This is a genomic window from Microcystis sp. M015S2, from assembly GCF_020245945.1.
Taxonomy (GTDB): domain Bacteria; phylum Cyanobacteriota; class Cyanobacteriia; order Cyanobacteriales; family Microcystaceae; genus Microcystis.
This window is the reverse complement of record NZ_JADBTX010000027.1, coordinates 30,074-51,955: the sequence shown is the minus strand read 5'-3', so window position 1 is coordinate 51,955 and position 21,882 is coordinate 30,074. Positions and strand designations below refer to the sequence as shown.

At 43.1% G+C, this 21,882-nt stretch carries 15 protein-coding genes; 6 read left to right on the top strand and 9 right to left on the bottom strand.

The window, feature by feature from the left end; translation table 11 throughout:
* Positions 1 to 267: 267 nt before the first annotated feature.
* The gene (locus IM473_RS06140) at positions 268 to 1,149 is read right to left on the bottom strand and encodes a tetratricopeptide repeat protein (RefSeq protein WP_287657936.1); all 882 of its coding nucleotides are present in this window, start codon (positions 1,147 to 1,149) and stop codon (positions 268 to 270) included.
* A gap of 121 nt (positions 1,150 to 1,270) precedes the next feature.
* Here IM473_RS06140 and IM473_RS06135 point away from each other — a divergent pair, with 121 nt between their 5' ends.
* Positions 1,271 to 2,755 (top strand): efflux RND transporter periplasmic adaptor subunit, encoded by a 1,485-nt coding sequence (locus IM473_RS06135; protein ID WP_287657935.1) that lies wholly within the window; start codon positions 1,271 to 1,273, stop codon positions 2,753 to 2,755.
* 297 nt (positions 2,756 to 3,052) lie between these two features.
* The gene (locus IM473_RS06130; RefSeq protein ID WP_287657934.1) at positions 3,053 to 4,270 is read left to right on the top strand and encodes an ABC transporter permease; all 1,218 of its coding nucleotides are present in this window, start codon (positions 3,053 to 3,055) and stop codon (positions 4,268 to 4,270) included.
* Between the two features lie 60 nt (positions 4,271 to 4,330).
* Here the strand turns inward: IM473_RS06130 and IM473_RS06125 are convergent, their stop codons facing one another.
* Positions 4,331 to 4,762 (bottom strand): NUDIX domain-containing protein, encoded by a 432-nt coding sequence (locus tag IM473_RS06125; protein WP_287657932.1) that lies wholly within the window; start codon positions 4,760 to 4,762, stop codon positions 4,331 to 4,333.
* A gap of 231 nt (positions 4,763 to 4,993) precedes the next feature.
* Between IM473_RS06125 and IM473_RS06120 the strand changes: the two genes are divergently transcribed.
* The gene (locus IM473_RS06120; RefSeq protein ID WP_287657931.1) at positions 4,994 to 5,923 is read left to right on the top strand and encodes an NAD(P)H-dependent glycerol-3-phosphate dehydrogenase; all 930 of its coding nucleotides are present in this window, start codon (positions 4,994 to 4,996) and stop codon (positions 5,921 to 5,923) included.
* A 304-nt stretch (positions 5,924 to 6,227) separates the two neighbouring features.
* On the opposite strand, the gene IM473_RS06115 is transcribed toward IM473_RS06120, so the two are convergent.
* From IM473_RS06115 to sir, 3 genes are all read right to left on the bottom strand, one after another.
* Positions 6,228 to 7,481 carry a P-loop NTPase fold protein gene (locus IM473_RS06115; RefSeq protein WP_287657929.1) on the bottom strand — a complete coding sequence of 418 codons (1,254 nt, stop codon included), beginning with the start codon at positions 7,479 to 7,481 and terminating at the stop codon, positions 6,228 to 6,230.
* A gap of 3 nt (positions 7,482 to 7,484) precedes the next feature.
* Positions 7,485 to 9,146: a tetratricopeptide repeat protein gene (locus IM473_RS06110; RefSeq protein WP_287657927.1), complete on the bottom strand. Its 1,662-nt coding sequence runs from the start codon at positions 9,144 to 9,146 to the stop codon at positions 7,485 to 7,487.
* A gap of 105 nt (positions 9,147 to 9,251) precedes the next feature.
* Positions 9,252 to 11,189, bottom strand: a complete 1,938-nt coding sequence (sir, locus tag IM473_RS06105) for a sulfite reductase, ferredoxin dependent (protein WP_287657926.1) — start codon at positions 11,187 to 11,189, stop codon at positions 9,252 to 9,254.
* A gap of 196 nt (positions 11,190 to 11,385) precedes the next feature.
* Here sir and IM473_RS06100 point away from each other — a divergent pair, with 196 nt between their 5' ends.
* Positions 11,386 to 13,785 (top strand): ATP-binding cassette domain-containing protein, encoded by a 2,400-nt coding sequence (locus IM473_RS06100; protein ID WP_287657924.1) that lies wholly within the window; start codon positions 11,386 to 11,388, stop codon positions 13,783 to 13,785.
* Positions 13,786 to 13,971: 186 nt separating this feature from the next.
* Here IM473_RS06100 and msrA read toward each other — a convergent pair whose 3' ends face one another.
* The 4 genes from msrA to sat form a co-directional block, all read right to left on the bottom strand.
* Complete coding sequence (gene msrA / locus IM473_RS06095; RefSeq protein WP_287657923.1) at positions 13,972 to 14,634, bottom strand: peptide-methionine (S)-S-oxide reductase MsrA; 663 nt, start codon at positions 14,632 to 14,634, stop codon at positions 13,972 to 13,974.
* Positions 14,635 to 14,762: 128 nt separating this feature from the next.
* Complete coding sequence (locus tag IM473_RS06090) at positions 14,763 to 16,412, bottom strand: DUF6930 domain-containing protein (protein WP_287657922.1); 1,650 nt, start codon at positions 16,410 to 16,412, stop codon at positions 14,763 to 14,765.
* A gap of 75 nt (positions 16,413 to 16,487) precedes the next feature.
* Entirely contained in the window at positions 16,488 to 18,563 is a 2,076-nt protein-coding gene (locus IM473_RS06085; protein WP_287657921.1) for a caspase family protein, read from the bottom strand.
* On the bottom strand, positions 18,560 to 19,729 hold the full coding sequence (gene sat / locus IM473_RS06080) for a sulfate adenylyltransferase (RefSeq protein ID WP_002803711.1): 1,170 nt from the start codon (positions 19,727 to 19,729) through the stop codon (positions 18,560 to 18,562). The genes IM473_RS06085 and sat overlap by 4 nt, the downstream gene beginning before the upstream one ends.
* Before the next feature lie 131 nt (positions 19,730 to 19,860).
* Here sat and IM473_RS06075 point away from each other — a divergent pair, with 131 nt between their 5' ends.
* Together IM473_RS06075 and hppD are read left to right on the top strand one after the other, a co-directional pair.
* A complete protein-coding gene (locus IM473_RS06075) occupies positions 19,861 to 20,565 on the top strand; it encodes an SDR family oxidoreductase (RefSeq protein ID WP_002757862.1) in 705 nt (234 codons plus the stop codon).
* A gap of 133 nt (positions 20,566 to 20,698) precedes the next feature.
* Positions 20,699 to 21,784: a 4-hydroxyphenylpyruvate dioxygenase gene (gene hppD, locus IM473_RS06070; RefSeq protein ID WP_287657919.1), complete on the top strand. Its 1,086-nt coding sequence runs from the start codon at positions 20,699 to 20,701 to the stop codon at positions 21,782 to 21,784.
* Positions 21,785 to 21,882: the final 98 nt, after the last annotated feature.

Below are 21,882 nucleotides of genomic sequence, written 5' to 3'. Positions count from 1 at the left end.
GAGAGGTTATTCTCCTCGTAGGTCTCGATGATCTTTTGTCGCAAGTCTAAAGAATAGGGCTTCATCGGGTCGTGGCTCCTGCCTAGGTCTATAATTTATTGTCCTCTTCTATTGTACCTCATGCAAGTGCATACCGCTATAAAGTCCCAAAACCATTTTTTAGCAAAGCTGCTACCGATATTCAGCCAGCCCTAATTAGTTAGAGCAAGCCTCAAGAATTCCTAGCAAATTAACTAAGGGGTTATCTTGATGCTTGCTGCTATCAGCTTAATTTTCTTCGTCCGCTTCTGGGGTTGGTTGTGGTAAACGAGCGATAAAATCTTTCATTTTAGGATGATTAAACATTTTCTCCGTGTCTTGCAGAAGACGTTGACCCCAGAGATTTTCCTCTAAAAATTCCAGACTGACATAACGACTATCGCTAGTGAGAGCGGCCTGAGCTAATTTGATGCCCTCCTCGGTTTTACCTTGACTATAAACAGCCACTGCAATAGCTAACTGAGGTTCCAGCTGTTTAGGATCGATTTTCAAAGCGGCCCGCCAATCTTTAAGGGCCGCTTCCTTGTCACCCTGTTCGTATTTAACTAAACCAATATTATTAATAGCGGGCCAAAAATTTTTATCTTGACTAACAGCTTTTTCGTAAGCTGCAATCGCCGCAGGATATTGTGCTAACTTGAGATAGGAATTACCGAGATCAAAAAGAGCGGGGGAGATATCGGGTTTAATTTGCAAACCCGCTTCAATCTGGGCAATAGCAGACTGGTAATCCTGATTCTGAAAATAGGCACTACCGAGGGAAAATTTAATATTAGCTTGGGCCTCGGCGGGAGCAAGGGACAAAGATTGATTTAATGCCTCAATGCCGGGTTGCACCTGATCGTCTTGCAGATATAAACTACCGAGAATAAACCAAGTTTGATAGAGATGGGGGGCTAACTGCACCGCTAACTTAGCCCGTCCGAGGGCCGCATCGGTACGACGAAAACGAGCTAATTGGATGGCATCTTCGGCCATTTCAATTCCCGCTTGTTCCATCTGTTCTAACTCCGGTTCGATGGCGTAGGGGAGTAGCGCTTGGGAAAAAGCCGGCGGGCTGCCAGCGACGAAAAAAATGAGCAAAGAAATGATTAATTGAAGTTTTGGCACAGTTTACCCCCGCGATAGGCCTTTTTTAATCAGTCTATCTCGCTTGGGAGTTGTTGGCTAAAGAAACAACAAAGGCAACTCTAGAGACGTTAGTATATAACCAATTACTTTTGGCTGATCGATGGCAATAACCGTGTTGGGAAAATCAAATCGCCCCCTATTTTGGATATTCGGACTCATGGCTAGTGGTTTTCTGGCGGTGGGAGTGGTTTCTTATCGCTTGCTGCAAACCCCTCCTCCTGCCCTAGAATTGGCGAAAATGACCGTTCCTGCTCAACGGGAAACCCTCGCTGTGGAAATTAAAGCTAGTGGTAGGGTGGAACCGATCCAAAGTGTTAACATTAGCCCAAAAAACCCCGGCCGATTAGTGCGATTATTGGTAGATCAGGGCATGATTGTTAAAAAGGGACAAACCCTCGCCGTCATGGATAATTTAGAGGTGTATGCCCAGGGGATGCAGTCAGAAGCGCATCTGCGGGAAGCTCTAGCCAGTCTGGAACAGGCTAAACGCAGTATTCCCGAAGATATCCGGCAATTACAGGCCCGATTTTATCAGGCCCAGGCCAGTTATAAGCAATTAGAAGCCCGTTTAGCTCAGGCCAAAGAAAGAATTCCCAAAGATTTAGACCAACTGCAAGCTCAGGTACAAGCAGCCCAATCCCGTTTTCGACTAGCAGAAAATCGGGTTAAACGCAATGAAAATTTAGTCCTGGAAGGGGCGATCGCTCAAGACCAATTTGATGCCGTCCTCAATGAATATCTCAACGCTAAAGCCAATTTAGACGAATCGATCCGCCGTTTGGAACAAGCGGATAAAACCGCTTCCCCAGAAGTGGCCGGAATTGAGCAGGAAATGATAGGAGCGGCAGCATCGATCGCAGAAGCGAAATTTGCCCTCGAACAACGCCAAAAAACCCAAGAAACCGAGCTGGCTCGACTAGAATCATCTGTAGCGGCCGCCAGGGCCGATTTAGAGCAAATCAAGATTCAATACCGCGATACGGTCATTACTGCTCCCTTTGATGGCATCGTCACCCAAAAATACGCCACCGAGGGTTCTTTTGTCACTCCCACCACTTCGGCCTCTAGTACCGCTTCCGCCACTTCCACCTCGATTATCGCCCTAGCATCGGGATTGGAAGTAATTGCTAAAGTGCCGGAAGTAGATGTGGGTTTATTGCAGCGCGGCCAACCCGTGCGAATTGTCGCCGATGCTTTTCCTGAAGAAGTCTTTGAAGGTCGAGTTATTCTCGTGGCTCCCGAAGCAATTATCGAGAATAATGTTACTTCTTTTGAGGTCAGAATCGGTTTGGTGACGGGACGGGACAAACTCAAATCGAAAATGAATGTGGATGTAACTTTTGTCGGCCAGCAGTTAGATAATGCTCTGGTCGTGCCGACTGTCGCCATTGTCACCCGGGAAGGCAAGTCAGGGGTTTTAGTTCCCGATGCCGAAAATAAACCCAGTTTTAAACCCGTTTCGATCGGTTTGGTCCTAGACGATAAAACCCAAATTTTATCAGGTTTGGAAGCTGGAGAAAAGGTCTTTATCGATCTCCCCGAAGGGTCCGAAGATACCTCGAAAACTAATAAAAAATCTCAATAATTTCTCTTAACAAATATCTTCAAATTGTCTTTTTTATGATATGGCAGTTTCAGTAATCAGTAATCAGCTTCTGAAGGCAAGAGACAACAGGCAAGAGGCAAAAGACAGAATCGGGCAATTCTCCCAAAAGCTTTTAGCTTAACAAATTAGGTTTTAGATTCGGCCTTTGTTATCAGATGTGAGTTTTCAGTTCACTGATTACTGTTCACTGAAAATACGTCCCAATTCATAATTCATAATTCATAATTCATAATTCCCACTTCCCACTTGCTAATTCATAATTCATAATTTCCCTATATGTTTATCATCGAAAGTTTAAAAATGGCCGTCTCCACCCTAAAGGCCAATAAAGTGCGTAGCGGCCTGACCATGTTAGGAATTATCATCGGTAACGCTTCGGTGGTGGCCATGATCGGTATTGGCCAAGGGGCGCAAACCTTAGCCAATGACCAGTTTGCTAACTTGGGACCCAATACCATTTTTGTGGTGCCGGGGTCGCGACAAGCACGCAATACCACCGTTGATTTACCGAAAACCCTGGTTTTAGCCGATGCTCAGGCAATCGCCGAACAGGTTCCCACCGTCGCCGAAGTCGCTCCGGAAATAAACGCTCGTTTCCTGATTTCCTATCGTAATCGCAACATGACGGCTCTAGTGACGGGAAGCACCTCAGAATACGCTTCTGTCCGCAATTTTACCCTAGAAAAAGGTCGTTTTATCAATAATATCGATCTAGCACGCAACAAACGGGTAACGGTAATCGGCCGTGAAGTGGCAGCGCAACTTTTCCCCACCCAAAATCCCCTCGGTCAACAGCTGCGGATCAAAAATCTCAGTTTTGAGGTGATCGGGATTTTAGAGGCGAAAGGCTCCTTTTTTGGCAATAATCAGGATGAAATGCTGATTATTCCCCTTAGTACCATGAACTCGCAACTGGTGGGCAAAACCTCCCCCTACGGTGTCGAGTTGAGTTGGATTAGTCTCAACGCGCGATCGGGGGAGGAAATCCGCGCTGCTAAGTTCCAAATCCAGAATCTCCTGCGTTTACGCCATAAAATCGTCGCTGAGGATGATTTTCGCGTCGAAACTGCTAAACAGATGATCGAAATCTTCGGTACGATTACCAAGGGTCTAACCCTACTTTTGGCTCTAATCGCCGGTATTTCCCTAATTGTCGGGGGTATCGGGGTGATGAATATTATGCTGGTTTCGGTTTCGGAAAGAACTGGGGAAATCGGACTAAGAAAAGCGATCGGAGCCAGAGAACAGGATATTCTCTTACAATTTCTGATTGAATCAACTCTCGTTTCCATCGCCGGCGGTGCGTTTGGTATTCTCTTCGGTGCAGGAGCGATCGTTCTCGTCTCCAGTTTCTCTCCCCTGGCTGCCACTGTTTCCGCCAGCGCCGTCGCCCTGTCTTTGAGCGTTTCCACGGGTATTGGTCTCTTTTTCGGCGTTTTTCCCGCCTATCGTGCCTCTAAATTGGAACCGATTGTCGCCCTCAGAAGTGTATAATTTTTTAAGTTTTTTCGGGGACGTTTTTGGCAAGGATTGCTTTTATAGCTAAGTTGGGGTTTAATGTGTGGGACGGATTTTATAATCCCGATAACGACGATAATCATTGAGGATGCGATCGTGATCAAAGCATAAAGGTTGGGGGAATTCCCAGAGATGAAAAATCCCGACTTTTTTGGCATCATCGGCAGCGATCGGTTTTCCTTTTGCCGTGGCGATAAAAACGATACTAATGGTGTGTTGACGTGCATCGCGGCTAGGATCGGAATAGACGTGAAATTGCTCGATTAACTGCACCTGCAAGCTGATTTCCTCGTAAGCTTCCCGAATTGCCGCCGTTTCCACCGATTCGCCGTAGTCCACGAATCCCCCCGGAATTGCCCAACCAAAGGGCGGATTTTTTCTCTCAATTAGTACGATCGGACGGTGGGGCGAGTCGATCAGTTCGATGATAATATCAACAGTGGGGGCAGGATTGCGATAGTTTGTCATTTTTTTCAGTTATCAGTGAACAGTTAAGTAAGTAGTTATAATTAAATTGAAGATAGATTTTGCCTCTGATCCCCCCTGCCCCCCTTGATAAGGGGGGTGTCTGACAACTTTTAACACCTACCTACTTATCGGTAATCGGTGAATAATTTCATTTAACACTCATAACCTTAAAATCGAATGCTTTCTAACCAGTCACTGATCAGGGATCACTAATAAGGAGGGGAATAAAAGTTGTTAGAAAATGCCAAGAAAATTACGGTTATAGGTGGGGGAATTTGGGGGCAAACTCTGGCTAATTTGGCTAGACTTAATCACTTAGCTGTTAGGGTTTGGTCGCGTCATAGTGGGGAAGATTTAGGGGCTATTATAGCAGATACTGAGGTAATTATTTCAGCAGTTTCGATTAAAGGAGTTGTTCCCACGATCGAACAATTACAGCAATTACAATTAAATTCTCGCACAATTATCGTCACCGCTACTAAAGGATTAGAGCCAATCACCACTCGTACCCCTTTTCATCTGTGGAATCAAGCTTTTCCCGCTAATCCCCTTGTGGTTCTTTCCGGTCCCAATTTAGCTAAAGAAATTAATCAAGGTTTACCCGCTGCGACGGTGGTAGCAAGTTATCAGCAAAAAGCAGCAATATTGTTACAAAAATTATTATCTGGCGAATCTTTTCGGGTTTATCTGAATAGCGATCCCTTGGGAACAGAGTTAGGTGGCACTCTTAAAAATGTCATGGCGATCGCTTCTGGGGTTTGTGATGGTTTACAGTTAGGTACTAATGCCAAATCTGCCCTATTAACTCGCGCTTTACCGGAAATAATTCGGGTGGGAACTTGTCTAGGAGGTTGTCAAGAAACTTTCTTCGGTTTATCGGGTTTAGGGGATTTATTAGCTACCTGTAATAGTCCTTTATCTCGCAATTATCAAGTGGGTTATCAATTAGCTTTAGGTTTATCTTTGCCGGAAGTTTTGGCGAAATTAGAGGGAACTGCCGAGGGAATAAATACCACAGAAGTTTTGATGAGAATTGCCCAAGAAAAAAATTTATATGTACCGATTACCTGTCAAGTTGATCGTCTTTTGCGCGGGGAAATTTCTCCCCAAGTTGCCGTTTATGAATTAATGCGTCGCGATCTAAAAGCAGAATTTGATTAAGAGACAAGAGATTTTTTAGTAAACAGTAAAAAGTAATCCGTGAGGGTTTGGGAAGTGGGGATGAAGGCTTAACGATTTGCTTTGTTGGTCATCTTAGTAATCAATAAAGTATCAAATAGCCCCAACGGGATTCTCCATTTTTTTAGATAAAGATAGTGCGTTAAGCAAATTATTGTTATTAACAAATATTTTACACACTTCATACAAGATAAGCAGCATGGCTCACCACCACTACCCAATCATTACCTAGTTGCTTTTTTGCTTGATCGATTTTTATAACTCCCCTAATGGCTTCAATTATTATTTACTCAGACTGAGAATCGGGGAGTAACTTAGGTTGAAATAATTGGGAAGGAAGAAAACGAAAACCGCTTTGATCTTCTTGACGAATTAATAATCCTTGTTCTTCCATCGATTTAAGTTGGGGCAAGAGAGCAACAAAGGTTATAGCATCAAGTTTAGCCAAAGTTTGATCAGAAATATTCTCACTAATGCCACCGGCTTGATGAGCAACGTATAATAAATGACGAAACTCAGGACTTAAGCGATAAATAAATTTTTCTTGAAGGATTTGCCAAATTGAATAAAAAGCAGTTTCATCAATAGTTTCATATCCTGCTGAAGCAGCTTGCCTTAATACTTTTTCACAGATAGTATTCAGTTCTCGAGGAATTCCTTGAGCGTAACCCGTAATTAAATTGATGACTTCCTCTGTGAAAGGATAGGGATCATTTCGCTGTTCGTTTCTCGCACTATTAAGATAATTAATAGCAATGTGACGTAAATCATCTTGACTCATGGGTTCAAGGGGAATATCTTCAGAAAAGATACCAAGGGCTTTTAAGGTTGCTTCTTGAAACTCGGTAAAGCCTCTTCCTGTCATGATAAATCCCCGATGTTTTCCCATCCGAAATAAATCTAAACTACTTTCTAAAATTGTCTGGACAACAATGGGGTCTTTTTTGTCAAAATCATCAATAGCAATAACAATACGAGAATAAATTTCTTCGGCTTTATTTAATAAACGAATGAGTAAAGGATAGGGATCAGCATTGGCAGTGGGAGTCAGTTGATTAGCAGGGGATTCTTCCTTTTTGCCAAAGGATAAAAAGCCTAATTTAACTTGTCCTTCAGTAGTGGTTTTATTGCGTTGAATAGAATACCCTAAAAGCGTATTAGCAATGTCTCTTGATTCTTGATCACTATCCGCTAAACTATCGGCTACAGCTAATAATAAAGCACGATAAAATTCCGTGGAACTTTCCCCAGGAATACTGCTAATATAAAGCAATAACATTTTTTCATTTAATTGGTTAACTTCCTGTTGTAACTGGTTAATTAAATTAAAAATTAAGGCAGTTTTACCAATACCCCAAGCCCCCCTAACTAAGATATTACGTCCTTCATAGAGGGTCGGAATAACTATATCTAAAACTTGATCTCGTCCATAAAAAATCTTTGCTAATTTTTTGCGATCATCGGGGGGAGTTGGTCGAAAAGGATTTTCTATAAGTCCCCATTTTTTGAGAGTTGATTGATAACGGCTGAGTCTTGACATTTTTTACGCAGATTGTAGAATTTTTAGTAGATAATTAATTTCCTCTAGTCGTTCCTTATCATTGTTTTCTTGATAATATGTTTGTGCCTCTTTTAAATGACTACAAGCTTGGGAAATCTTACCAATTTGTATTTCTAGATTGCCCAGTGCAGTTGTCACAGAAGCCACATTATCTTGATCACCTAAACGACGGAATAGACGTAAAGAATCTTTAAAATAAAGTCTTGCCTGTTCGAGCCTACCAGTGCGATGATAGAGACGGGCAAGTTCCAATAAAATTGGAGCCAAACTACTAATATCCTTTTGTTTTTGATAAAGTTGCTGACAATTTTCTAAGTGTTCAATAGCTTCTGTATAATATCCGCCCTCAAATAAAGCTTTTCCTAATTGATAGGAATAGTTAAAATATAAGGTTTTGTCTTCGGTTTTTTCAATAATTTCTCCAGCTTGTTTATAAGAGTTAATTGCTTGTTGAATGTCTGTCACTTTACCAAGAAATTTAAATCGTTCTCTGAGAGTATTGGCTAAATTATATTGTGTCTCTGCCCAATCTCCTGGAAAGGCTTGACGGGTATAAATTTTTAAGGCTTCTTGATAACAGACAATTGCATTTTCGATATTCTCGGCTTTATTCCCTCTAATTCGTTCACTGTAAGCATTACCTAAATTATTTTGAGTAGTTGCCCAGTCAAGAGGAAAGGCATCAAAAGTACGAATTGTTAAGGCTTCTTGATAACAGAAAATTGCGGTTTCTATATTCTCTACTATGTCTCCTTTGATTCTGTTTATGTAAGCAGACCCCAGATTATTTTGTTCCCTTGCCCATTCATAAGGAAAAGCATCACGGGTATAGACTTCTAAAGACTGGTTATAAGCAACAATAGCTAACTCTAGATTATCTGCTCTTTCCCCTCTAATACGATCACTATAAGCATTCCCTAGATTATTTTGTATTACTGCCCAATCTTCAGGAAAAGCATCACGGGTATAGACTTCTAAAGACTGGTTATAAGCAACAATAGCTAACTCTAAATTTTCTGCCCTTTCCCCTCTGATACGCTTACGATAAGCATTCCCCAGATTATTTTGTATCCTTGCCCATTTTTCAGGAGAAGCTTGACGGGTATATACTTCTAAGAGGGTCTGATAGCCTGTAATAGCGATTTCTGGATTATTAGCCCAACTTCCCAAGGGAAAATTTTGAATATCAACACATAAATTCTGAATCACCCCGACAATAGCCGCCACTTCTTCTGGTTTCCTTTGAGAAAACACATTTCTAGCCAATTGTTGCAACAGTTGGGCAAAGGTATCATCTAACAGATGTTGACGGCGTTGTAGGATAGGATAAACCACCGTAGGATCGCTATTACTCTCCCATTCTGCTTGTAAGACTTCTGATAAAAACTTCTGATATTCCTCTATACTTCCCGCTTGAGGGTTGAGAAACTGCCCCAATTGTTGCACCATATCGCGTAACCAAGCAGCAGGGTGATTATTTCCCTGTTCTTCTAACCCCGTTGCATAGTTTTCCATCACCTGCAAAAATTGGGGGTCAATCAATTCCTGATTAGCTTGCAGAATATTATTGAGTTCCTCATCATCGGCACGAGCAAGCAACTGTTCAATTAAATTCACATAAGCTTGAGCGCGTTGTTCCTTCATTGCTTTGATTGTGATTGATGTGATGGACGATGATTTTTTCGACAGACCGACCCTATGAATATACTAATTAAAAAAAGGTGGGTTAAGTCCCACCTTGATGACTGATTAGGATTTTTGGCTGAAATAGGCCTCTAGCGCCTCATTGATGATTTGATTCATCGGCCGTTTTTCCGTTTCCGAAGCTTCCTTGAGACGGACAAACATATCATCGGGGACGCTGACACGGTTTTGATTTTTACGCACGCGTTTGGGTTTTGATTCAGTGGTAGTAGTTTCGGTCATTTTAGGTGTGTAGGTGGCTGAAAATGCTTGTAAAGCAGGGAAATTGACTCGATGACAGAATTCTCCGAAGGTTTCGTTATTTTGTTGATCCTGTTGGAAGTAAACGAAAATCGGTTCTAAGACCTTTTCTAGATCATCGATCGCCATTTTATCCAAATAGGGGCGCGCTAGTCGAGTTTGATCGGCTGTTCCCCCTAACCAGAGTTGGTAGGAATTGGGAGCGCTACCCACAAATCCTAATTCTGCCATATAGGGACGCGCGCAGCCATTGGGACATCCTGTCATGCGGATGACAAATTCCTCTTTGCTTAATCCTAAGCGATTAAGCAGGGTGCGAATGCGTTCAATCACGCTGGGTAAAATTCTTTCTGACTCGGTAATCGCTAATCCACAGGTGGGCCAAGCGGGACAGGCCATGGCATAACGAGTTAAAGGGTCAATTTCGGCGGGATTAGTGATAATTCCGTGTTCTTTCAGGATCGCCTCGATCGCTTGCTGATCCTTGGGTTCAATTTCGTAGAGAATGATATTATGGTTAGCCGTCAAGCGCATGGGTAACTGAAAACGCTCGATAATCACTTTTAAAGCGGTTTTTAGCTGAAAACTGCCTTCATTTTTAACCCGGCCATTCTCCACAGAAAGACCAAAAAATAATTTTCCGTCTCCCTGTTCATTCCATCCCAAAAAGTCTTGATATTCCCAATCGGGGAGGGGTTGGTAGGGGGCAATTTTTTGGCCGAAATAACCCTCAACAGTGCTGCGGAATTTTTCTACTCCCCATTCTTCGAGGATATATTTCATTCTCGCATGACGACGTTCGCCGCGATCACCGTAATCCCTTTGGGTTGCCACGATCGCTTTTACCAGATCGTACACCTCTTCTTTGTCCACATAACCGATCGGATCGGCCATTCTGGGGAAAGTTTCCTCCTTATTGTGGGTTCTTCCCAGTCCACCCCCCGCAAGGATGTTAAAACCCTGTAATTGACCGTTTGCGTCGGTAATCACCACTAAACCGATGTCATTGGTGTAGATATCGATGGAGTTGTCTCCCGGCACGGTGACACCCATCTTGAACTTACGGGGCATATAATGTTGACCGTAGATCGGTTCGATCGGATCGTTTTTGTTAATGCCATTTGTATCTTTTTGTCTCGATGCCTTGACTTCTGGCGCTTCTTCTGCACTGATCACTTTTTCGCCATCGAGCCAAATTTCGTAGTAAGCTCCAGTTTGGGGAGTGAGCAAATCGGCGATATTATTGGCATATTCCCAAGCATAGCCGTATTCAGGGCGATTTTTGTAGGGGGCTGGCGGTGCAGTGACATTGCGGTTAACATCACCACAGGCCGCTAAAGTGGATCCCATACTGCGGATAATTTCCCCGAGGGTAGCTTTGAGATTTTTCTTTAAAATGCCGTGTAATTGGAAGCCTTGGCGGGTTGTCACGCGTAAAGTGCCGTTACCGTAGCGATCGGACAAACTATCGAGGGTAAGATATAGTTGCGCGGGAATAAAACCCCCCGGACTGCGGGTACGCAACATCATTTGATAGTCTTTTTCTTGACCTTTGGCTCTATTGTCGCGATTATCCTGTTGATAGGAACCGTGAAATTTGAGGATCTGCACCGCCGCATCGGTAAAATGGGTTGTATCTTCGAGGAGTTCACTGGCCAAAGGTTCTCGTAGATAATTACTGCGTTCTTTGATACCTTCGACTTTAGAAACCTTGGCGGTAGGAGAAATAGGAGTTGTAACCATCGTCTAACAGCACGATAACCTGTGGATAGGTCTTAGGAATAGGAATTTAGACAAGCTCGATCGATCCTAAGAAGTTTTACTAAGATGATCTCTAGAGTTCGTTCCAGACTCTGAGGTTAACAGTAGCGATCGAGACCTTAATTCTATCTTAGCTTCTTACCGTCCCCCGCGAACGCCATCTACCGATCGAGTTTTTATGACCAATTCTCCTAACATTAAAACGGTTATTAGTCAAGAACCCTACATTATTCTTAACAATCAGGGAGAAATTCTCCCTTCTATTAATCTGAGTCGTCCTAATTATAAATTGGGTCGGGATGGTCAACAGGTGGATTTAGTTGTTCCCCAACACTGGACGGTGGTGAGTCGAGTACAAGCTTGTTTTCGTCGTCAGGGAGATGATTACTATATCTACGATGGAGACGGAACTAATCCTAGTTCCAATCAACTTTTTATCAACAATCGCGTCATTACTCCCAAAGAGGGCCATCTTTTACAAAATGGGGATGAGATTAATATCGGTCAAGATGTCAAAAATTCGGTCAAGATTACCTATTATCATCCTAATCAACAGGTAAAAAGCCCACCTTTAGCTTTTAAATCGGTTTCCCTAAGCAATCGCAGTGTAGTTTTAGGACGAGATAATGCTGCCACTGTGGTTTTAGACGCTCCGACAATTTCCCGACAACACGCGATTATCGACAGCGATAACCAAAATCGTTATATTCTCCACGACAAAAGCACCAATGGAGTCTTTATCGACGGACAAAAAGTATCGGGTAGTGCCATTTTAACCAACGGTTGTACAGTGAGAATCGGCCCCTATAGTTTTCGGTTGCAGGGAGACGAATTAGTTTTATTAGATACGGGGGATAATATCCGTCTAGATGCCGAAAATATCGTCAGGATGGTGCGGGATAAAAAGAAACAACCTTTGATAATTCTCAATCATATCTCCTTACCGATCGAACCGAGTCAATTAGTGGCGATTGTCGGGGGAAGCGGTGCGGGAAAATCGACTTTATTAAAGACTTTATTGGGAATTGAACCCACCACCTCGGGGACAGTTTATCTGAATGGGGAAGAGCTGCGCCAGAATTTTAATATCTATCGCACCCAAATCGGTTATGTTCCCCAATACGATATCGTCCACAGGGATTTAACCGTGGGAGAAGTGTTATATTACGCTTCTAAATTAAGGCTACCTCCCGATCTTAATTGCCAAGAAGTGATCGAGAAAACCCTGCAGCAGGTGGAATTGTTAGCAAGAAGAAATACTTTAGTCAGAGACTTAAGCGGTGGTCAGTTAAAAAGGGTGAGTATTGCGGTAGAATTATTAGCCAATCCCAAATTATTCTTTTTAGATGAACCCACCTCGGGATTAGACCCCGGTTTAGATAAAAAGATGATGGAATTGCTGGCAAAATTGGCCAAAGAAGGCAGAACAATTCTCCTAGTCACCCATGCTACTAATAATATCAATCTCTGCGATCGATTAGTTTTTCTCGGTCAAGGAGGCAATTTATGTTATTTTGGTTCTCCGGGGGAGGCCTTAAATTTTTTCTCTTTACCTCAGGGGGATTTTGCCGATATTTATATTCATCTGGAAACTAGGGAAAAAGTTGAGCAAGAATGCCAACGTTTCCAACAATCCGACTACTACAAAAATAATATTGAAGCAAGAATTGGTAAAATATTTCAGCAAAATAATAGTAAACCGCAACAGGTTCAACAATCTTTTTGGCCACAACTACAGGTCTTATGTCAACGCTATAGCCAATTAATTATCCGCGATCAGGTTAGTTTAATTTTATACCTATTAACCGCCCCGATCGGAATTTTATTAATGGCTATGGTTTTAGGTGGCAAAAATCCTTTATTTTTGGGAGATAATCCTAGTTTTGATGAGGCTATCCAATCCGCACCTTTAGCCTTAAAAACTCTCTTTGTTTTTACCTGCGCGGAATTATGGGTAGGTTTTGCCTGTTCCCTACAGGAAATTGTCAAAGAATCGCCAATTTATCGGCGAGAAAGATTAGTTAATCTGGGATTATTACCCTATTTATTCTCAAAAATTCTGGTTTTAGCAGCCTTAGCTTTTCTGCAAACAATTGTAATTACCTGCGTGATATTTTGGGGATTTACTGACCCGCAACCGGAATTAATGACCTGGTTAATTGGCTGTTTTATTACCACATTTTTAACTATATTTGCGGCGATTAATCTCGGTTTATTAATTTCTGCTGGCGTTAATAATATCACCCAAGCAAATAGTGCCTTACCTTTAATTTTAATTCCTCAGATTATCTTTGCTGGGGTATTATTTAACTTAGAAGGTCTGGGAAAATATCTATCATGGTTGATGATTAGTCGCTGGTCGATTGGTGCCTATGGGGTATTAGTAGAGGTGGAAACTATGATTGCAGAAGCAAAAGAACAAAATAGTTTTAATTTCCCTTTACCCTTTGAGGATACCAATCAAGTTTATCAATTATCTATCAATAATTTGTTATTGAATTGGGGAGTATTAATTCTTCATTCTCTTATTTATTTTCTCCTTACCTCTTGGTTGCAAAAAAGAAAAGATATTTTATGATCTGAATGATATAGCGGTTCTCACACCTGGGTGTGACAGTTAAACCTTTGCTGATTAGGCTTTTCAACATCGATAATGTACCTCTTGCGAACAGGAAACGCTATAAATTATGAATGATAAATTATGAATGATAAATTATGAATGATAACTGATAACTGATAACTGATAACTGACGGCTAACCCTACTTAATTTAACTTCAGATCAAGAGCGATCGGACATTCCACTTTCGTTCCCCCTAAACCACAGTAACCGCCGGGATTTTTCGCTAAATATTGCTGATGATAAACTTCAGCATAATAAAATTCAGGTGCGTCGATAATTTCCGTGGTAATTTGACCATGGCCCGCTTTATTGAGAGCTTCTTGATAGATCGATCGAGATTTTTCCGCTAATTGCTTTTGCTGGGGACTATAAGTATAGATACCCGATCGATACTGAGTTCCCGTATCATTACCCTGACGCATTCCTTGGGTGGGATTATGACTTTCCCAGAAAACCTTTAACAGTTGTTCGTAGGAAATCACCCTGGGATCATAGACCACTAAGACCACTTCATTATGCCCAGTCATGCCGGTACACACTTCCTGATAGGTGGGATTGGGGGTGATACCAGCCGCATAACCTACGGCCGTGGTGTAAACACCTTCTAATTGCCAAAATTTGCGCTCTGCTCCCCAAAAACAGCCTAAACCAAACATTGCGGTTTCCATACCGGCGGGAAAGGGGGGCTGCAAAGGATGACCGTTAACGTAGTGGCCGCTAGGTACGGGCATTTTTTCCGATCGCCCGGGTAGTGCTTCCCTTGCTGTGGGCAAAGTTACTTTTTTTCCGAATCCGAATAACACCATAATTAAGAATTTGTCCAGAAAATTTTACCTTACTTTACATTGTCGCTTAATTTTGGGGATTTCAGTGATCAGATTTGAGTTTTCTGATTACTGTTCACTGAAAAAAGCTCCGTCGCTGCCGGTTCAAATTAACCGAAGTGAGGCATAAGAGTCAAAACTCCCAAGTCTAAATCTTTACTATCGATCGATTTTGCCTCGTAGAGGGCTAACATATCGTTTAATTGGGGATTACCGCAGGAGGAACCGGTTACGCCCATGGCAATAATCAAACCACAATAACCCTCGGTATTTTTGATGCGTTTTTGCCAATTGCGGCGTGCGTTACGGTGGTCGGGATCGTCTTCCTCAAATTCCCCAAACAGATAGAGATCACCATTAGCCATTTTCAGAATCCCCAGATCATAACGGGTATCTTCGAGGGGATCTTCGCCGGGGTTAAAACCAATGGCCGCCAAACCGCCAGCTTGTTCGATTTTTTCGATCAGTTCCTTGGCTTTCGGTCGGGAGGTCTGGATCATAACCACGGGGAAACCCTCTCCTTTTGTGGGTACGGATTGGGGTTGATAATGGACTTTTGGACGACTGCGAATTTTATCTAATAATTGCCAGGGAACCATTCCCAGACTCAGATGTGCATTATCAGGGACTAGATTCTCCTTGAGTACGGATTCTTCCTCATCATCCTCATCATCGTCGTCGTCGTCCTCCTCCTCCTCTAAGAGTTGCATAAATTCCGCACATAGATCGGGCATCGTGGCTACTGTCACCGCCACGGTTTCCCCTTTTGCTTGTTCGGGATCGATGGGAATGCGAAAACGACGCTGTAATTCTCCGATCGGTTCTTCGGATAAAGCGGATTGATTGCCTTTAAAAAAGCGCAACAGAGCTATTAAAGCTAAATATACCGTGATTGCTTCTTCTTCATCTAAATAGGGGCGAATACCTTCGTAGGGATGCACGCTGCCGAAAACTGGATGGATTTGGGAGGGGGCGGCCGAGGCTAGATCGTAGTCATCCTCATCATCATCCTCATCATCATCGGCCAATTCGTAGCTTAAAAACCAGCAATCTTGGGAAAGAAAGGCCTTTTCTAATCTTTCCATCGATTTTTCTTCTAAAGCGGACTGCCGGAATTGTTTGAGGGATTCTAGGGAACGATAGAGAATGACTCCGTATTCCCGACCGAGCATTCCCATGACACAGGCGTAAAGATTCGGGAAATCGGAGCGATCGAGCTTAATTTGCAAAATATCGTAATCGGCTAAACAGGACCAGGGTTCAGCTTTCCAAATTTCGTGAGCGGTTTTCACTAAAGCGGACTGCCAAGCGGGAGGAATTGCCGGGGGGCGGTTATTTTGGAATTCGTCGAATCCACGAAAGAGATCATCGATCAGGGGCAAACTGGGGACATAATCGATGGTGATATCGAGATCTTGCAGTACTCCGCGCAGAAAAAACTGTGTTTCTCGATCGCGGACGATAATTTTTTTCGGTCTGGCTGGCCGGGCGGGACTTTGCGGTGTTTCGATGGCGCGGATTAAGGTTCTGACCATGGCCTCCGGCCCGGTTTCGGGGGAAACTACTTCCATAGAGCGTACACAGCCCTCGCTACCATCCACCCAGATCACGCACTCGCCGCCGCTTTCTTGATTTGGTTCTAAGGTGGCCCGGGGCATTCTCTCGGATAAGGATAAAGCACGACGATCTCCTTCCCAAACACTGGGAATTTGGGGAATTTTTTTGAGGCGGCTTTGGGTTGTCCGGGGCAGAAGATTCATCGGAAAATTTAGGGGTAGCTGTGTTAGGATTTTAACCTTTTCTTTTCAAGGATTCCATAGAATTATTCTATCGATTTAGTCGATAACTTGATAAATAAACCGGAAACCTGACCAAGTTCCTAGATCAAAGGCGTATTCATCAATTACACTGCCAGAACTATCCATTTTTAAGCCTAAATCTAATTTTAGATCGCTCCAGAAAGCTCTGGCTATTTCTAGGGGGTTAGTCAGGGTGAGCAGTTGGGTGGCTTCTCCCTTGAGGCTTTGAGTGGCATTGAGAAGGGTCAAGGTGTTCGGGAAAGGATGGCGACTGAGGATCAGTAGATTTTCTCTGATGCCCTTGGGTTGACTAATTTTCCAATGCCCTTGGCGGTCATTGGGGATGGTGGCCTTGGTTTTGGCGGCCACGACAAAGGGGGCTAATGGGCTGGAATCGGTGAAATTATCGGGGTTTTCTGGACGGAAACAGTATAAAAGCGGCTGGCGATCGCTGTTGAGGACAAGGATCATTGCGTAGAGGGGTTGTTCTTCTTGATTCTCAATTTGATAGCGAATTTCCGTCCCGACGGGCAGAATTAAGTCGTTTTTAGCGATATTAGCCCCCCTGCTACCCGGTATTTTTTGGGTTTGGAGCGTCGAGATATAGGTTTGATCGAGGCTTTCCAGGGTGACAATGACGGCTAAACCGGAGGATTCTTGATTGATCAACAAGTGCCACAATTTGCGGGCCAGCAGGGTTTCTAGTTGCGATTGCAGTCGTTTGATCCCCGATTTAATCGCTTCGTTGGCCGCCCCTAAACTACCGATAATTGGGGAGCCATTGGCAGATAATAACTGATAATTGCCAGTTTCTTCGCCACCAACTCGACTTAAGAGACAATCTACCGTTTGTTCGCCAATGTTAACCACGGCGGCCACATCGGGCAAACTGGCAAAGGTACTGGTGGCATCTACCCGTTCAATCCGGGTTAAGTTACTATCCAAACCGACGATTAAGCCGATTTGACCCGGAAAAACCCGCAATTTTTCCTCTAGAATCTGTCCAGTTTCTAGGGAGGCGGTTGCTGATAATAACTGGGCTTTGGCTTTTAAACCCTGACGGGAGAGAATTTGTAGGCTGATTTCCTCCCCAGTCGCCTCAATAAAGCTTAAACAGGAGTTAATCCCGTAATTTTCTAGGATTTCTAAGGGCAGGCCGACCAGATTGACTTCTAGGGTGCGTTCATCAATAAGATTTGTAACAATTGCTGCCCCACCCCTTGACTTTTCTGACGTTGTATGATAGGGCGGCGCAGAATTATTTTTTTGATTACTGGTTAGGATTGCCGGCTGCTGTTGTTCACTGCTGTGACTAGCGACAAGATTACGGAGATGGGGAAAAGCGATCGCAATTGTCGGACTGGGGCAAGCTTGCCAGAGATACTGGGTGAGATCATAGGTGAATAAGCCGGCATTGGGGCTATTACCGCTCAATTCCAGGGCGATTTGCTCTGGTTTAGCGGCAGCGAGAATAACGCCGTTACTAGGCTTATTTTTGAGGTTAAAACGGGTTTTAATATCGGCAGCGAAAGTTAATTCGGCGGGGTTAAGATCAGTAATGGTTTTAGAATAGGAACGAACGCGAAGATTACCGAGATAGGGCTGAGGTTGGGGGAGATGACTACTATCAAAAATCAAGCTAAACTTATCCGTAGCTAGACAGCGAGCCATCAGCAGGATATTTTCCTTAAGTAAAGCATTTTCTGCCCCATCCGCAGCAATAAAAACCTCTTTTCCGGCCCCAACACTGCCATAACCGCTAAAGTGAAAAATTACCACATCCCCCAACCTGGCTTGGGCGATCAGGTGTTCTAAAAAAGCCGCTTTGATCGCTTCTCGACTGGCTTGTTGTCCCGTTAAAGTCACTATATCAGCATCCTGAAAGCCAAAACGATAACGGAGAAGGTCTTTTTGTAACTCCACATCGGTAAGACAGCCGGGCAGCGGCGGAATATTCGCCCCATACTGGTCAATACCGACTAAAAGAGCCAATTTTCGGGGATTGGGGGCGGCGAGAGCAGCCAAATGACGGTTAAGGGTTCCTTGACTAATCGCCAAAGTCAGCAACCCCCAACCTGTCTGCTGGATAAATTCTCGCCTAGTTATCTTCATGATCCTTGCATGGCGCGGATTAATTCGGCAGCTACTTCTGGACGGGAGAATTCCGGAGGTGGTAATTCTCCTTTGCGCAGCAGTTCCCGGACTTTCGTTCCCGAAAGGTGGATTCTTTCTTCCGGTAAACTGGGGCTAGTTTTGGTGGTTGCCATTCCTGAAGTGCGGGTACAGTAGAAAGCGTGTTCAAACTTCATCGGCACGATTCCCAATTCCCCCGGCTCGAACTCATCAAAGATATACTGAGCATCGTAGGTTCCGTAGTAGTCTCCGACTCCGGCATGGTCACGACCGACGATAAAATGGGTACAACCGTAGTTTTTACGGATAATAGCGTGGAAAATTGCTTCCCGGGGGCCAGCATAACGCATAGCTGAGGGGTTGATAGCCAGAATAACGCGATCTTGGGGAAAGTATTTATCCATCATGATCTCATAGCAACGCATCCGCACATCGGCCGGCACATCATCGCTTTTGGTAGCGCCGACAAGGGGATGCAAGAATAAACCATCTACCACTTCTAGGGCGCATTTTTGAATGTATTCGTGGGCCCGGTGGATGGGATTACGGGTTTGGAAACCGACAATCGTTTTCCAAGCTTTTTCGTGGAACATTTTGCGCGATTGCAGAGGATCGATCTGATATTTGGGAAACTGGGGATGAGGATCGCGCTGAAGTAACCATATTGGACCTGCGAGGTTAATTTCTCCCTGTTCATAGAGGACTTTTACCCCGGGGTGTTTCTGGTCGTCGGTACGATAGACGTTAACTGCTTCGTGGGCCTTATTATAACGGTATTTTTGGGTTAGTTCTAGGACTCCGACAAAGTTGCCTTCGCTGTCATCTAAACGAATCCAGTTGCCTTCTTTGAGGGGATCCGCCACTTCTTCCCTAACGGAAAGAGTCACGGGAATTGCCCAGGGTAAACCATTGATTAGACGCATATCATCGACGACTTTTTCGTAGTCGTCCTGTTCCATAAAGCCTTTGAGGGGACTGAAACCACCAATAGCAATCATAACTAAATCCGAGAGCGCTCGTTCATCTAAGGAAACTCGCGGTAGTTTTTCAGCTAAGGCCAGAAATTCTGCTTTTTCGGCAGCGGTAGCAATACGATTAATTAATTGCCCACCGTGGGGCGCAATTCCTTCGGTCAGTACAGTCATAAAAATTTCTTTACATTGTCACGGTTTATCCTATCAGAAGTTGGTTAACCCTTAATCAAGGGGTTGGGACTAGCGATGATTTTCCAGTCGGAACAGTTTACAATAAGATTTGTAAAGAATTATCAATAATTATGAGCGAAAAAGTTGTCCTGATTGTCGGTGCTACGGGGGGGATCGGTGCCACTTTAGCGCGTAAACTAGCTGTTAATGGTCATAAACTCGTATTAGTAGCCAGAAATGCCGATAATTTATCTAATTTAGCGAGTGAGTTGCCTTGTCCCTCTTTAATTGTGCCGACGGATATCACCAATCCAACCCAGGTAGAAACTTTGATGGAAAAAATTGTCTCCCATTACGGCCGGTTGGATGTGTTGGTTAATGCGGCCGGAGCCGGTGTGATGAAACAATACAATAAAATCACGCCGGAAGATTTAGATAAAATGCTCGACCTCAATCTGAAGGGGAGTTTTTATACCTGTCAGGCTGCCGCTAATGTGATGAAGGAAAATAAAGCCGGTCATATCTGTAATGTGGTGGGAATTTTAGGTAAGCATTCTATGGCTATGGCTGCCGCTTATTGTGCTTCTAAATACGGGGTGGTCGGTTTTAGTAAATGTTTGGCCGATGAGTTAAAACGCTATGGTATTAAAATGACTTTATTCTATTTTGGTGGTGTCGATACTCCTTTTTGGGATCAGGTGAGCTTAAAAGTTGATCGCACTAAAATGTTAACCGCTCAAACCGCCGCCGATGCTATCTATTTTGCCATGAATGCTGAACCCCAAGCCGTCCCCATGGAAATTAATATTCAACCCGATAGTCATCTCTTTTTTTAGTCATCAGCTTTTTCAGTTATCAGTTATCAGTTATCAGTTATCAGTTATCAGTGAATAGCATTAAGTGGCAAGTTCGGAGTTTTATTTTCACTGTTTACTGCTCACTGAAAAAACCCTTTTTTTGACTTTATCTATGTTTGTTGATCATATTCATTTTTATGTAGAATCGGCCAAAAAATGGCGAGATTGGTTTGTGCGGGTGATGGATTTTCAGGCGATCGCAAGTTTAGTTAATCTCCACACACACACGGAAATAGTTGGCAATGGCATCCAAAAAGATAAAACTAAACAGATTATTTTTATCTTATCTTCTCCCTTAAATTCCCTTAGTCCCGTGGCGGAATTTTTAAGTAAATATCCTGAAGGGGTGGCGGATGTAGCTTTTCAAGTAGAGGATTTAGACAGTTTAGCTAGGAAAATTAAACAGGATATTTTTATTCAGGAAACTGTTTTGGCTAGGGGTAAGATAAAAAGCTGTCAAATCTCTAGCATTGCTAATCTCAAACATACGTTAATTGAAAGGCAGGGAATCACGCCAATTTTAGCCGATCCTCATCTGATTCAATACGATGGTAGGGAACAATATAATCAGGATATTCTGGCAATTGATCACTTAGTTTTAAATGTTTTTCAAGGGAATTTAGAGTTAACAGCCAATTGGTACGAGGAAAATTTAGGCTTTAAAAAAAGGCAAACTTTTACTATTAAAACGGAGCGTTCTGGTCTTTATTCCCAGGTACTTGTTCACCCCAAAACCGAATTAAAATTACCGATTAATGAGCCAGATAGTAACAGTTCTCAAATTCAAGAATTTTTAGATATTAATCAAAAATCTGGCATTCAACACATTGCTTTAAAAACAGAAAATATTGTAAACTTAACTCAAAAATTAAAAGAAAGAAAAGTAGAATTTTTATCAGTTCCCGACAGTTATTATCAACAAATTAACTATCAAAAAAAAGATTTTAATATTGCTGATTGGGAATGGTCAGAAATAAAAAAAAGGGAAATTCTCATCGATTTTGAACAAAATAGTCATTCCCTCCCAGAAAAGCCAACTTTACTGCAAATTTTCACTAAACCAATTTTTTCCCAGCCGACTTTCTTTTTTGAATTAATCGAGCGACGTCATGCCGCTAGAGGTTTTGGAGAAGGCAACTTCCGGGCCTTATTTGAAGCGATCGAACGGGAACAAATACAGCGAGGAACTTTAGATTAGAATCAGGAAAGCGATAATTTTTCCCCTGAGACTAAGTAGGTAGGTGTTAAAATAAAAGTTTTCAGACATCCCCCTTATTAAGGGGGGATCAAGGGGGG

Excerpts from the sequence above, each read along its gene's own strand:
- IM473_RS06135 (WP_287657935.1), top strand. The coding sequence starts at position 1,271 with ATGGCAATAACCGTGTTGGGAAAATCAAATCGCCCCCTATTTTGGATA.
- IM473_RS06075 (WP_002757862.1), top strand. The coding sequence starts at position 19,861 with ATGAGCGAAAAAGTTGTCCTGATTGTCGGTGCTACGGGGGGGATCGGT.
- IM473_RS06125 (WP_287657932.1), bottom strand. The coding sequence starts at position 4,762 with ATGACAAACTATCGCAATCCTGCCCCCACTGTTGATATTATCATCGAA.
- hppD (WP_287657919.1), top strand. The coding sequence starts at position 20,699 with ATGTTTGTTGATCATATTCATTTTTATGTAGAATCGGCCAAAAAATGG.
- IM473_RS06115 (WP_287657929.1), bottom strand. The coding sequence starts at position 7,481 with ATGTCAAGACTCAGCCGTTATCAATCAACTCTCAAAAAATGGGGACTT.
- IM473_RS06085 (WP_287657921.1), bottom strand. The coding sequence starts at position 18,563 with ATGAAGATAACTAGGCGAGAATTTATCCAGCAGACAGGTTGGGGGTTG.
- IM473_RS06090 (WP_287657922.1), bottom strand. The coding sequence starts at position 16,412 with ATGAATCTTCTGCCCCGGACAACCCAAAGCCGCCTCAAAAAAATTCCC.
- IM473_RS06100 (WP_287657924.1), top strand. The coding sequence starts at position 11,386 with ATGACCAATTCTCCTAACATTAAAACGGTTATTAGTCAAGAACCCTAC.
- sat (WP_002803711.1), bottom strand. The coding sequence starts at position 19,729 with ATGACTGTACTGACCGAAGGAATTGCGCCCCACGGTGGGCAATTAATT.
- IM473_RS06110 (WP_287657927.1), bottom strand. The coding sequence starts at position 9,146 with ATGAAGGAACAACGCGCTCAAGCTTATGTGAATTTAATTGAACAGTTG.
- IM473_RS06130 (WP_287657934.1), top strand. The coding sequence starts at position 3,053 with ATGTTTATCATCGAAAGTTTAAAAATGGCCGTCTCCACCCTAAAGGCC.
- sir (WP_287657926.1), bottom strand. The coding sequence starts at position 11,189 with ATGGTTACAACTCCTATTTCTCCTACCGCCAAGGTTTCTAAAGTCGAA.
- msrA (WP_287657923.1), bottom strand. The coding sequence starts at position 14,634 with ATGGTGTTATTCGGATTCGGAAAAAAAGTAACTTTGCCCACAGCAAGG.